This window comes from Kribbella sp. NPDC104740 (assembly GCF_055583505.1).
Window position 1 is genome coordinate 247,680 of sequence record NZ_JBVJNV010000005.1, and the last position, 13,373, is coordinate 261,052.

Annotated in this window: 7 protein-coding genes; 3 read left to right on the forward strand and 4 right to left on the reverse strand. The window is 71.0% G+C overall.

The window, feature by feature from the left end:
• The first annotated feature begins 131 nt into the window (after window positions 1-131).
• Window positions 132-1,757, forward strand: a complete 1,626-nt coding sequence (locus tag ACZ6Z4_RS26815; protein ID WP_465569717.1) for a molybdopterin-dependent oxidoreductase — start codon at window positions 132-134, stop codon at window positions 1,755-1,757.
• Here ACZ6Z4_RS26815 and ACZ6Z4_RS26820 read toward each other — a convergent pair.
• Window positions 1,744-2,349 (reverse strand): TetR/AcrR family transcriptional regulator, encoded by a 606-nt coding sequence (locus tag ACZ6Z4_RS26820; RefSeq protein WP_465569719.1) that lies wholly within the window; start codon window positions 2,347-2,349, stop codon window positions 1,744-1,746. The two genes, ACZ6Z4_RS26815 and ACZ6Z4_RS26820, sit on opposite strands and share 14 nt — an antisense overlap.
• A 57-nt stretch (window positions 2,350-2,406) precedes the next feature.
• Between ACZ6Z4_RS26820 and ACZ6Z4_RS26825 the strand changes: the two genes are divergently transcribed.
• Window positions 2,407-3,102 (forward strand): ATP-binding cassette domain-containing protein, encoded by a 696-nt coding sequence (locus ACZ6Z4_RS26825; protein ID WP_465569721.1) that lies wholly within the window; start codon window positions 2,407-2,409, stop codon window positions 3,100-3,102.
• Window positions 3,099-5,162, forward strand: a complete 2,064-nt coding sequence (locus ACZ6Z4_RS26830; protein WP_465569723.1) for a YhgE/Pip domain-containing protein — start codon at window positions 3,099-3,101, stop codon at window positions 5,160-5,162. Before ACZ6Z4_RS26825 ends, ACZ6Z4_RS26830 begins: the two co-directional genes overlap by 4 nt.
• Before the next feature lie 57 nt (window positions 5,163-5,219).
• Here ACZ6Z4_RS26830 and ACZ6Z4_RS26835 read toward each other — a convergent pair whose 3' ends face one another.
• From ACZ6Z4_RS26835 to ACZ6Z4_RS26845, 3 genes are all read right to left on the reverse strand, one after another.
• Window positions 5,220-10,679: a PKD domain-containing protein gene (locus ACZ6Z4_RS26835; RefSeq protein ID WP_465569725.1), complete on the reverse strand. Its 5,460-nt coding sequence runs from the start codon at window positions 10,677-10,679 to the stop codon at window positions 5,220-5,222.
• Between the two features lie 492 nt (window positions 10,680-11,171).
• Window positions 11,172-12,395, reverse strand: a complete 1,224-nt coding sequence (locus tag ACZ6Z4_RS26840; RefSeq protein ID WP_465569727.1) for a hypothetical protein — start codon at window positions 12,393-12,395, stop codon at window positions 11,172-11,174.
• Window positions 12,396-12,449: 54 nt separating this feature from the next.
• Window positions 12,450-13,337 (reverse strand): N-acetylglucosamine kinase, encoded by an 888-nt coding sequence (locus tag ACZ6Z4_RS26845; protein WP_465569729.1) that lies wholly within the window; start codon window positions 13,335-13,337, stop codon window positions 12,450-12,452.
• Between the last annotated feature and the right edge of the window lie 36 nt (window positions 13,338-13,373).

Below are 13,373 nucleotides of genomic sequence, written 5' to 3' on the forward strand. Positions count from 1 at the left end.
TCCCTCCCCCCCCCCCCCCCCCCCCCCCCCCCCCCCTCTTCCCCCCCCCCCCCCCCCCCCCCCCCCCCCCCCCCCCCCCCCGCCCCCCCCCCCCCTCCCCCCCCCCCCCCACCGAGCGGGACAGTTGACCTGTGAACCATCCTCAGGTCCCCACCAGCGAGCGCGGCTCGACCGGCCTCCGCAGCGGCGGTACGTCGGAGGCGGTTCCACCCCAGCACCCCGGTGCGACCCCGCCGCAGCACCCTGGGGACTCCCCGCGTCGCCGCGGCCTCCTGCTCCGCGCCGCCATCGGCGGCGTACTCGCCGCTCTCGCAGGCCTCGCCGCCGGTACTGTCGCGGCCGCTCTGCTCGGCACCCGCCAGACGCCTGTGGTCGCGATCGGCTCGGCGTTCATCGACCGGGTACCGCCGTGGCTCAAGGACCTGGCGATCTCCCTGTTCGGCACGCACGACAAGGACGCGCTCCGGACCGGCATCCTGATCGTGCTGCTCGCGCTGGCCGCCCTCGGCGGCATCCTCGCCGTACGCCGGTACGCCGCCGGCGCCGCGGTCGTGATCGTGCTGGCGGGCATCGCCGTCATCGCCGCCGCCACTCGCCCCGACTCCGGCCAGACCGGCTTCGTCCCGTCGATGGTCGCCGGGATCACGGCGCTCCTGCTGCTCCGGCTGTTCTCGAACCGGCTGACCGAGCTGCACACCGACGACGGCGTCAGCCGCCGCGGCTTCCTCCAGCTGTCCGCGGGCGTTGCCCTCGGCACCGTCGCGATAGGTGCCCTGGGCAAGGTTGCCGGCGGCCACCGGGCCGCGGTCGCCGAAGCCCGCGAAGGACTCGACCTCCCGCTGCCGCCGAGCACCGAACCGCCGGCCGGCGTACAAGCTCCCGGCGCGGTCGCCTGGGCGACGCCGAATGACGAGTTCTACCGGATCGACACCGCACTCTCGGTCCCGCTGATCATGCCCGCGGACTGGCGGCTGAAGATCCACGGGATGGTCGACCGCGAGATCGAGCTGAGCTTCGCCGACCTGCTGAAGCGGCCGGTGGTGCACAAGTGGGTCACGCTGACCTGTGTCAGCAACGAGGTCGGCGGCGACCTGATCGGCAACGCGCTCTGGTCCGGCGTCCTGCTGAAGGACCTGCTGGAAGAGGCCGGGCCGGCCAAGGACGCCGACGCGATCCTGTCCACCTCGAAGGACGGCTTCACCGCCGGTACGCCGATCAGCACGCTGCTCGACGACCGCCAGTCGATGCTCGCCTTCGCGATGAACGGCCAGCCGCTGCCGCTGGAGCACGGCTTCCCGGTCCGGATCGTCGTACCGGGCCTGTACGGCTACGTGTCGGCGACGAAGTGGCTGACCGACATCGAGGTGAGCCGGTTCGACCAGTTCGAGGCGTACTGGACGCCGCGCGGCTGGGACGAGCTCGGCCCGATCAAGCTGTCGTCGCGGATCGACGTCCCGCGCTCGAAGGCGACGACCGGTCAGGTCACCGTCGCCGGGGTCGCGTGGGACCAGCACGTCGGCGTCTCGAAGGTCGAGGTCCGGGTCGACGGTGGCCCGTGGCAGCAGGCGACGCTGGCCGCCGACCCGTCGACCGACACCTGGCGGCAGTGGCACTGGAGCTGGGACGCCCCGCGCGGCAACCACGTCCTGCAGGTCCGCGCGTTCGATGCCAAGGGCAACCCTCAGGTCGAGAGCCAGGCGCCGCCCGCGCCGAACGGCTCGACCGGCCTGCACAGCGTGGACGTCAAGGTCGGCTGACCGCGTCCAGCACCATCGGCAGGAAGGTGTGCTCGAGCGACCCGGCCGGTACGGCGGACGGTTCGAGCAGGCTCTGGGTGCGCGCGCCCTCGTGCAGCGCGATCACCACCCGGACGAACTGATCGACCGCCACGTTCAGCCGTAGCCCGCTGGTCCGGCAGATCTCGTCGACCAGGTCGGTCAGACGTTGCCGGAAGACCGTGCGCTGCCGGATCAGCGCGTCGGCGGCGTCCGGACTGCGCAGCGCGTGCAGAGTGAACTCCGTGGAGATCAGGTGCCACTGCCGCTGATCGGGCGCGGCGTCGTCGAGCAGGCCCAGTACGGCGTCCAGCAGGGTGCCGGGCTGGTTCGCCAGCTCCGGGAGCAGCGCCGCGATCTGCTCCAGCAGCCGGTCGGTCGTGGCCTCGAACAGCGCCAGCACCAGCTCGTCCTTGGAGCCGAAGTTCGAGTAGAAGGCGCCGCGGGTGAAACCGGCCCGCTCGCAGATGTCCTCCACCGAGGCGCCGTGGAACCCGCGCTCGGCGAACACCTCCAGCGCGCCTTCGAGCAGGCGGGCCCGGGTGGCGGAGCGACGGCGCTTGGGAGTTTCCATGAGCAGTAGGATACAGTTCTGTATTGGATACACAAACGTATTGAAACGGGGTAGACGATGCAGCTGAGGGCCTACGCGATCAGCGTCCGCGGTCCGCACGCGCCACTGCTGGACGCGACGTCGGTCGACGTCAGCAGTCACGAGCTGGTGCTGCTGACCGGCTACCCCGGGCCCGGCCACGTCGCCGCGTCGCTCGCGCTGTCCGGCCGGCTGGTGCCGGACGGCGGGCAGGTGAAGCTCGACGGCAAGGACGATCTCGCCGTACTGCGCCGACGGGTCGCCGTCGTCGACGCGCCGGGGATCACCGAGCCGGACGACGCGCTGCCGGTGAAGGCGGTGGTCGGCGAGGAGCTGGCGATCGCGGGCCGGAAGGCCGGCGGCAAGGCCGTGCAGGCCTGGCTGGAGTCGCACGACGCGGCCGAGCACGCGGACAAGCGGTTCGAGCACCTGCCGGTCGACGTCCGGACCCGGCTGCTGGCCGAGCTGACCGTGGCGCGGCCGGACGTCGCCGTCGTGATCATGACCATGCCGGACCGGTTCGGCGGGGATCCGCACAGCTGGTACGCCGTGGGCCAGGAGCTGGCGTCGCGCGGGTACGCCGTACTGGTGACCTGCGCGGACGCGTCGGCGCGGCTGCTCGGCGTACCGGCGGCGCAGATGGGTGCGGTGAACCAGCCCGACCCGGTCAAGGTCGAGCCGCTGAAGGTCGCACCGGACGAAGAGACGATCGAGGAAGACGAGGACGAGGCATGACCGCCGTACGGATGGCACTGAGCGAGCTGCGGCGGTTGACCGCGGGGCGGTTGCCGAAGCTCGCGGTGGTGGCGCTGCTCTGCGTCCCGATGCTGTACGGCGGCCTCTACCTGTACGCGAACCACGACCCGTACGGGCGGCTCGACAAGGTCCCGACCGCTGTCGTGGTCGAGGACCAGGGCACCACGCTGTCGACCGGTGAGAAGCTGGCGGTCGGCGGTCAGGTCGCCGACGAGCTGGTGAGCTCGAAGAGCTTCGACTGGCACCGGGTCGACCGGGCCGAAGCGACCCAAGGCGTGTCGGACGGCCGGTACGAGTTCGCGCTGGTGCTGCCGAAGACGTTCTCGGCCGATCTCGCGTCGAGCGCGGAGTTCACGCCGCGGCAGGCGATGCTCGAGCTGACCACCAACGACGCGAACAACTACCTCGCGCACACGATCGCGAACCAGGTCGTCGCGCAGGTCACCAAGACCGTCGCCGCGCAGGTGAGCGAGACCGCGGCGAGCAAGCTGCTGGCCGGGTTCAGCACGATCCATGGCCAGATCAGCCAGGCCGCGACCGGCGCCGGGCAGCTGCAGAGCGGTCTGACCTCGGCGAACACGGGCGTCGTCAAGCTGCAGAGTGGCGCGACGCAGCTCAACAACGCGCAGAAGCAGCTGTCCGCCGGAGCGACCAAGCTCTCGACCGGGCTGACGTCCGCCGGCAAGGGTGCGGGCGAGCTGGCGACCGGCGCCGGGCAGCTGAGCAGCGGCCTCGGCACGCTGAAGACGAAGACGGCCACCCTGCCCGCGCAGACCAAGCAGCTGGCCACCGGCGCCGATCAAGTTGCTGATGGCAACGAGAAGATCGCGGACGTCGGCCGCCAGGTGGCGACGGCGTCGAGCACGCTGCTCAAGGACCTGACCACGATCGACGCCGGGCTGGCGCAGCGCCTCAAGCAGCAGGGCTTCACGCAAGCGCAGATCAACCAGGTACTGGCCGAGACCGCCAAGCTGCGGACGCCGGTCGTCACGGCGAACACCAAGATCCAGTCGACCTCGAAGCAGCTCAACCAACTCGCGACCGGCGCCCGGAAGGTCTCGAACGGCGCCTCGGCACTCTCAAAGGCAACACCTGCACTGACCTCGGGCATCAGCAGCGCCGCGACCGGCGCCACGAAGCTCAACACCGGCGCGACCCAGCTGAAGACCGGCATCGGCCAGCTCCAGACCGGCGCCTCCCAGCTGGCGACCGGCGAGCAGCAGGCGGTGACCGGCCAGGGCCAGCTCCTGACCGGCGTGAACAGCCTGGCCACCGGCGTCAGCAAGCTGAAGACCGGTGCGACCCAGCTGAACACCGCGCTCACCAACGGCGCGAAGCAGATCCCGGACCCGTCGCCGGAGGCGCGCAAGGCGGTCGCAGAGACGCTCGGTGCACCGGTCGGGCTGCAGAACACCTCGCAGGCCACCGCCGACAGCTACGGCGCCGGCCTGGCGCCGTTCTTCCTCAGCCTGTCCTGTTGGATCGGTGCGTACGTGCTGTTCCTGCTCGTCCGTCCGCTGTCCCCGCGCGGTCTGGCCGCGCTGCAGTCGCCGTTCCGGGTCGCCCTCGGCGGCTGGCTGCCGCCCGCGCTGTTCGGCGCGATCCAGGCGGCGCTGGTCTTCACGATCGTGATCATCGGCCTCGGCATCGACGCCACCCACCCCTGGCTGACCGTCGGCTACCTGATGCTCACCTCGATCACCTTCGTGGCGATCCTGCACGCGCTGTCGTCCTGGTTCGGTGCCATCGGCAAGTTCCTCGGCCTGGTCCTGATGGTGATCCAGCTGGTCAGCGCCGGCGGCACGTTCCCCTGGCAGACGATCCCGGCGCCGCTCTACTTCTTCCACCACGTGCTCCCGATGAGCTACGCGATCGACGGCGTCCGCCACCTCATGTACGGCGGACCGGGCGCCTCCCTCGCCAAGGACCTGATCGTCCTGGTCGCCTGGCTCGCCGCCGGCCTGCTCGCCTCCAGCCTGGCCGCCCGCAAGCAACGGGTCTGGGTGGCGAAGAAGCTGCAGCCCGAGATCGCCCTGTAGACAGGCGGAAGGGGGCGCCGCGGACTCCGCGGCGCCCCCTTGGTCTAGGTCAGGACCTCAGACCGTGATTTGACGGGTGATCGAGGCAGCCTTCCCCCAGCCGTCGGTCGTGGTCAGCGTCACCGTGTAGGTGCCCGCTGCCGGGAACGTGTGCGACGGGCCGGACGAGGTGCTGTTCGGCGTACCGTCACCGAAGTTCCACAGGTAGCTGAACGTGTCGCCGGTGTTCGGGTCGGCCGACCCGACGCCGGAGATGTTGCAGGACAGCCCCGAGCAGGCCGGCGGGTTGATCACCGGGACCGGCGCCACGTTGTTGGTCGGCTCGGTGATCGTGACCGTCTGCGTCGCGGTTGCCGTCGCACCCCACTCGTCCCGCGCGGTCAGCGTGACCGTGTAGGTGTTGGCGCTGGTGTACGTCCGGGTCGGGAGCGGGCCGGACCCGCTGCCGTTGCCGAAGTTCCACGAGTACGTCAGCGTCGTGGGGCTCTCGTCGGTCGAGGTGCGCGCGTCGTACGTGCAGACGTTCTGGTTGCACGAGGTGGTGAACGCGGCCACCGGCGGGAGGTTGCCCGGCGGGTGGATCACGGTGACGTGCCGCTCGGACGGTACGGCGGTGACCAGGTCGTGCTGGTCGACCGCGCGCACCCGCACCGTGTAGGCGCCCGGCGGGATCACCGGCGTCGTGAACGAGAAGTTCGACCCCGGCGTGCCCGGGCTGGTCAGGAACGCCGTCCGCCAGCTGGCGTTGGTGCTGGTGAACGTGCCGGACGAGCTCATGTACTGACCGGCGGCGTTGACGATGCCGATCTGCACCTCCTGCATGGCCTGGTCGTCCTCGGCCCGGCCGGTGACGAAGATCTTGCCGTCGGTGAACTCCGTGCCCTCGCTCGGCGTCAGCAACGCGTCGTTCAGGGCCGGCGGGGTGTCACCGGGGTAGATCCGGTACCGCGCGGTCGCGCCGCTGGTCGACGTGTCCTGCTGCCCCGCGGTGTCGTAGGCGTACGCGGTGACCGCCCAGTCTCCCTGCGTCGGCAGGTCGACCGGCAACGTCCAGGTCGTACTGGTGCCGTTCGGGGTGGCCAGGATCGCCGACCGGGTCGCGAAGTTCGCGGCCATCGATCCGTTCGGCTGCAGGTACCGGTTGGTGTCCTGGTCCTCCAGCGCGACCCGGACCTCGGCGACGCCGATGTTGTCGGTCGCCGTTCCCGCCAGGTCCAGGTGCAGGCTCTGCCCACCGGTGACCGTTCCGGTGACGCTCAGGCGGCCGTCCGGCGGGGTGTCACCGGGGATCTGGGCACTCAGGCTGAGCCGGCCCTGGTTGTTGTTCGACGTGGTCAGCCCCAGCTGGTCGGTGGCCCGGACGGAGAAGCTGTACGAGCCCGGCCTGAGGTTGAACGGTGTCGTGTAGGACCAGTTGTAGCTGGCCTGGTTGAGGTTCTGCGGTGCGACCCGGTACCAGCCGGCGATCGCGTCCACACCCCAGCTGCCGTCGGCGGCCAGGTTCTCGCGGGTGGTGCTGTTGCGGAGCTGGATCTCCACGTTCTGCAGGGACTGCTCGTCGTTCGCGGAGCCCGCGAAGGTGAGCGGCTGCCCCGGGGTGACGACCACGGTCGGTACCGAGGTCGGCGGGAGCATCGTCACCGGCGAGCTGATCGAGACCGTCGGAGCCACCCCGTTCTCGGTGACGATCCAGGTCCGGTCGGCGGTGTCCAGGTCGGACTGTCCCGAGGTGTCGGTGGCTCTGGCCTGCGCCTGCCACTCCCCCTCGTACGGGACGGTGACCTCGTACGACCACGTCGTACTGGTCGCTCCGACGACGTCCGGGGTGATCCGGAAGGTGTTGCTGTTCGCCGCGACCGAGCCGTCGTTCTGCAGGTAGCGGTTGTTGCTCATGTCCCGGATCGTCATCCCGACCGAGTTCACGCCGAGGTCGTCGCTCGCGGACCCGGTGACGGTGAAGGTGAAGGAGTTGACGACGCTCTGGTTCGGGCCGGTGACGTTGGTGCTCGGCGTCTCGTCGGCCAGGCCGAACGTCTCGTACTTCTTCTGCGCCTTGGTCGGGTCCTGACTGTTGTTGACGGCAACCGTCCTGGCCATCACCGTCAGCACCCGGTTCTGGGTCATCGTCAGCGGCAGCGACCAGGTGGTCGAGGTCGCGTTCGGCGACGCCAGGGTGGCGTTGATGGTGTTCGGCGTCGTCGAGCCCCAGGTGGTCAGGTCGTCGTTCAGGTACCGGCGGCTGTTCCGGTCCATCACCTCGACCTGCACCCGCTGGACCCCGCTGGCCGCCGAGGCCGTGCCGGTGACCTGGTACTCCTCGTCCACCGGCTCGATCCGGCCCTCGATCGGGGTCGTGATCGTGGTCTCGGTACCGTTCGGCGCCGCGACCGAGTTGAAGTCGAAGAACGCCACCCGGCCGACGTTGTACTCGCCCTTGGTCTGGCCGTCACCACCGACGAACAGGCCGCGGGGTGTCACCTCGATGTGCTTGTCGCCCTCGAACGAGTTCGAGCCGGGGTTGAAGCCCTCGAGCGCCGTACCGTCCGCGGGGTTCAGTACGCCGAGGTGCTCGCGCCGGACCACGGCGTCGCCGAGGCCGTAGCCCGACAGCCCCTGCCCGGTGCCGTAGCCCTGGTCGGTCAGACCCGGCCACGGCTGCGGCGAGGTCGGCGACTCCTGCCACGCGAAGTGGCCGCCGACGTAGATCGCGTTCTCGGCGATCGCGATCGAGTAGACGCTGTCGAAGTGCCGGGAGATCCACAGCGGCTGGACGTTGTCGCCACCCTCCATCGGGTACGCCACCACGGTGTCGTTGATCGGCGGCCGGTCTCCACCGGAGCCGCTGGTCACCGCGAAGTACGTGCCGTCCGGCGAGATGTCGCCGCCGTAGATGCGCTGGATGCCGCCGACGAACTGCAGGTTGTCGTCCCACAGCCGCGTCCGCCAGGGCAGCAGCTTCTGGGTCCGGGTGTTGATCAGCGCGACGCCGTACCGGTCCTGGCCGTTGATCTGCCGGCCGGTGTGCACGACCAGCAGCCGGCCCAGGTCCGGGCTCAGCTTCAGGCGCTGCACGGTGAAGTCGCCGTTGGCGCCGATACCGCCGCTGACGTCGTTGACGAAGTCCGTCCGGACCGCGCCGGTGTTGCCGTCGAGCGCGGCCAGCGCGCCGCGCGGCGCGCCGTTGATCGCGGTGAAGCGGCCACCGACGTACACGGTGGAGTTGGTCACCGCGAGCTCCTGCGGCTTGGCGTTCGCGTCGGCGACGAAGCCGGTCACCGGTGCGCCGGTGGCGGGATCGATCCGCGCGATGCCCTTGCGGGTCAGGCCGTTGACGGTGCCGAAGTTGCCGGCGATGTAGAGCTTGGTGCCGTCCGGTGACGCCTCGACCGCCTCGACGCCACCGTTGCCGATCACCGGCCGGAAGGTGGTGTCGATCAGGCCGGTGCTCAGGCTGAACGCCGCGATCTGGGCCTGGTTGACGGTGGTGGTGTTCCCGGTCGCGTTGTTGCGCAGCGAGGTGAAGCCACCGGCGACGTAGACGCGGTTGCCGACCACCTCGATGTCCCAGATCTCACCGGCGCTGATCAGCGGGAAGTTCGTCCGCGGCGTCTCCGGAGCGATCCGGGTGCCGTGGCCTGGGCCCGGCGGCTGCGCTGCCGCCACCGCGACGCCGGTCTTCTGGACGCTGTGCGTGCCGTCGCTGACGGTCAGCGTGACCGTCCGGCTGCCGACCGACGCGTAGGTGTGCGCCGGGTTGTCGCCGGTGCCGTTCTGCCCGTCGCCGAAGTTCCAGCTGTAGGTGAGCGCGTCACCGTCGGGGTCGAAGGTCCGGTTCGCGTCGAACTCGCACGTCATCGACGCGCAGCCGGTGGTGAAGTCCGGGATCGGCGCCTCGTTGGTGGCGGTCGAGTCCGCCCCCGGGTCGAGCACGACCGAGAACATGATCGACCGCGACGCGGCCGCACTGGTGGTGGCCGTCCGGGCCGCCGCCGTACCGATCGGGACCGCGGCGTTGGAGTCGGCGACGACCGCGCTGACCTTGCCGGTGCCGGTGCTGGCCGCGGTGGTCCGCTGGGTGACGTCACCCGGCAGGGTCCAGGTCTGCACGACCGACGACTTCTCGGTCCAGACGTTGACCAGCCAGGAGTTGCCCTTGGCAACGGCCGCGGTCGGCGTCGCATGGCTGCTGGCGGAGCTGTCGACCCCGCGGACCGCGGACGCCGAGACCGTCGTGACACCGGTACTGCGGTACGCCGCGACGCTGAGCACGGACTTCTCCAGCGCGCTGCCGGTGACCGTGACGTCGCTGTTGGCGTCGCCCGCGACCGCCGCCTTGGTCCACGCGCGACCCCGGACGCCGTTGCCGTCGCGGGTCTGGATCAGCGTCCAGCCCGGAACCGCGTCGGTGATCGTGCCGGTGGTGGAGTTCGTGACCAGGAACATCAGCAGCCGGTCCTGGACCTGCACGTTGCTGGGGATCCGGACCGTGTGCGAGGAGCGGTTGCCCTGGGTGCTGGCACCGCCGACGTACGAGACCTGGCCCTGGCTGACGGTGGCGACCGGGTTGACCTGGTGGGTCTCGGTGTCGGTCAGGGAGCCGTCGCTGACGGTCAACGTGACCGTGCGGGCGCCGTCGCCGGCGTAGGTGTGGTTCGGGTTGACGCCGGTGCCGGTCTGGCCGTCACCGAAGTTCCACGCGTAGGTGAGGGTGTCGCCGTCCGGGTCGGTCGACGACGAGGCGTCGAACCCGCAGACGAGACCGTTGCAGCTGGAGACGAACGCGCCCACCGGCGCCTGGTTCACCGGGTCGGCGACCTCACCGGGGCTGATCACCAGCGAGAACATCACCGAGCGCGACACCGCCGCGCTGGTGGTCGCGGTCTTGGCGGCCGCCGTACCGGTCGGCACCGGGCCGGCCGAGTCGGCGAGGACGCCGCTGACCTTGCCGGTACCGGTGGCCGCCGCGGTGGTGCGCTGGGTGGCACCGGCCGGGAGCGTCCAGGTGACGTCGGTCGAGGACTTCTCGGTCCAGACGTTCACCAGCCAGGAGTTGGTGTCGGCGACCGCGACGGCGGGCGCCGCGTGGCTGCTGCCGGACGCGTCGCTGCCGGCGACCGTCGAGGCCGAGACCGTCGCGTTGCCCGTACTGCGGTACGCCGCGACCCCGATCACCGACTTCAGCGTGTCGCTGGTGGTGACGGTGACGTTGGCGTTCATGTCGGCCGCGGTCGCGATCTTCGTCCACAGCCGGCCGCGGACGGCGTTGCCGTCGCGGGCCTGCAGCTGCGTCCAGCCCGCCGGGGCGCCGGACAGTGTGCCGACCGTCGCGTTGACGGTGAGGAACAGGACCAGCGCGTCCCCGGCCTGAGCGGTCGCGGGAACGCGCACGGTGTGACTGGTCCGGGCGCCACTGGTGCTGGCGCCGCCGACGTAGGAGACCTCGCCGGGAGCCGCGGAGGCCGACGGTGCGAGGACGACGGTCGCACCCAGCGCGGGCACGAGAGCGACCAGGACCACCAGCAGCGTACGGAGCGCGCGACTCGGAGGTCGGCTACCGGAACGCCTTCGGCCACGGACGGATCGATCGAAGAGCTGGGACACAGTCACTCACCAACCAGTGCTCGGAGAAACGGACGCACCCCGGCTACGGCCGAGGTGCGGTTGTGGAGTCCGCGGAGGTGAGGCGTGCAGGACTTCTGGGCGCAGCGGATCGCGACAGGTCGAGGCCTGTCCGAAATCCCCCTGCTGATCGTCAACGACGTCGCCGACCATGACAAAGCTCGTCACCCCCCAGTGACCGAGAATCCACCCCAAAAGATCCGCCCCCCGGATCCTCACGGCCGACTGTGGCATTCGGCCACGCTCTGTGCAAGACCTCTGGGCCGGTTCGGGTGAAATCCTGGCAAACTCACTACGCAGCGTGGTCGGAGGCCACCGCGCGTACGCCGACAACGGTGGTCAGTTGCCAACTACAACTACTCCGGCGACGGCGTTCCGGTGGTGAAAAAGTCACCGGCCCAGGAGATCCGCGGCCGCGCCGAGCAGGGTGGTGGTGGCGGGCTGGTCGAAGTAGGTGATCAGCGCTTCGTAGGTCTCGTGGTGGGCCGCGTCGGGGTCGACGACGTAGCCGAAGTAGCCGTCGGTGTAGCCGATCACCCGGGTGATCGGGTGCGGGCTCGTCGCCTGGAGGTAGATGCCGTGGGCGGCGAAGAGCTCGACGGGGAGATGCAGCCAGGTGACCGGGCCGAGGGTGACGCGGCTGAGCGGGAGGTCGTACGCCGGGGGGAGCGTGGTGGTCGACATCAGGGACTGGCCGCGGACGCCGTCGGCTCGCGTTTGGGCGATGCGTTGGGAGGGCGAGTCGCCTCGGGCGGTTGGTTCGGGGGTGAGGGTTGTGGTGGGGAGGGTGCGGACGGGGAGGTGGGCGGTGGTGCGGTGGATGGCGGGTGCTTCGTCGGGGAGGTCGAGGCCTGGGGATTTGAGGGCGTCGGTGATCTCCTCGGCGAGGATCCGGCCGAGGCGGGTGACCTCGGCGGGGCCGCGGGACTGGCGGGTGAAGCGCGGGCTGACGTCGCCGGCGGCGCCTTGGAGGTAGCCGACGATCGTGGGGGCGAGGGCGGCGCGGGTGGCGCCGGGCCAGTCGGCGGACCAGCGGAGGTTCTCGGGGCCGTGCGCGGTGGGGTGGCAGGCGAAATCGAGAAGAATTGCTTGCAGTGATCCAGCGAGGTCGTAGAGGCCGAGGATGCCTGCGGTGTTGTCGTGCGGGCCGTTGCGGCGGTGGCGGTTGGTGCCCAGGCCGATCACCTCGGCGGTGCGCCAGGTCGCGCGGACGGGACGCCGTACGAGGGACGCGTCGGCGACGGTGGTGACCAGTTGGTCGATCAGGGCGCGCTCGCGCTCGGCGGGGATGACCGGGTGGATCTCACCGGTCCATCCGGACGGGCCGGAGTGGGTGTGCGAGGCGCAGACCAGCACGTTCTCCGTGGGGATGCCGGCGACCGAGGCGGCGGCCGCGGCGAGCTCGGTGGTCAGTTCGGTGCCGGCGGCGATCGCGTCGAGGCTGAGCCAGAGGACGCCGGGTGCGTCCTCGGTGGACAACCAGATGATCGTGGCCTGCAGCGGGTCCGAGGTCCCGGCGGCGAGGCCGGAGCGGGCGGCGTACCCGTCCATCCGGTGACCTGGTGGCGGCGTGACGTCGAGCGCGGTGGCGGCCAGCAGCAGCGAGTGGTCCATCCTTGGACTGGACCATTTTTCCCGGGCTCGCGCCAGGTGAACGGTGGGATTGGTCTAGCGGTGGATCACGACCAGCTCGCCGTACGGCGTCAGCGCGCCGGTGGCGAGGCGGGTCGCGCCGTCGAGGGAGTTCCCGGCCGGGGTGGTCAGACGGGCTCGCGGCGGGAGCTGTGCGCGCAGCGGCTCGAGCAGTTGGCGGCCGGCGCCTTCGAAGAGTCCGCCCACCAGCGCGACCGGTACGGCGGCGTCGCCGCCCAGTGCGCCGACCGCGGTGGTGACGGTCTCGGCGATGTCCTCGACCGCGGCCGCGATGATCGCGCGGGCCACCGGGTCGGCGGCAGCGGCCCGGAAGACCTCGGGCGCGAAGGCCGCGACGTCGGCGGCGACGGTGGTCGAGAGGTAGAGGTCGATCGGGTCGAGATCGTCGCTGTCCAACGCGGTCGCCGGACCCCGGCCGTCGCGAGCGCGCAGGACGGCGGCCAGCCCCGCGCGGCCGATCGCGAAGGCGCTGCCGTCGTCGCCGAACAGGTAACCACCGCCGTCGACCTTGTGCCAGGTGGCGTCGTGGTCGACCGCGAGGCAGACCAGACCGGTGCCTGCGGCAACAACTACGCCGTACCCGTCGGGCAGCGCCCCGGCGTGCGCGGTGACCATGTCCTGAGCGAGCCGGACTTCCTGCGCCGGCAGGGACTTGAAGATCGCCTCGGCGAGCGCCCGGGCGGACTCCGGGTGGTGCGGGAAGCCGGCCAGGCCGAGGGCAACGGTCCCGACCCTGGTGCCGCTGCTGACCCCGGCGTCCTCGAGGGCGGTGTGGATCGCGGCGAGCGTGGCCGGCCGGCTGTCGGCGCTGTGCTGGTACCCCGGACCACCGCCGGTCCGGCCGTCGGGCAGGACCCGGAGCCGCAGCGCCGACTGGCCGCCGTCGATCGCGAGGTTGATCATCGTCCCGTCCTGCGGTGGTTGCGTGGTGCAACCACT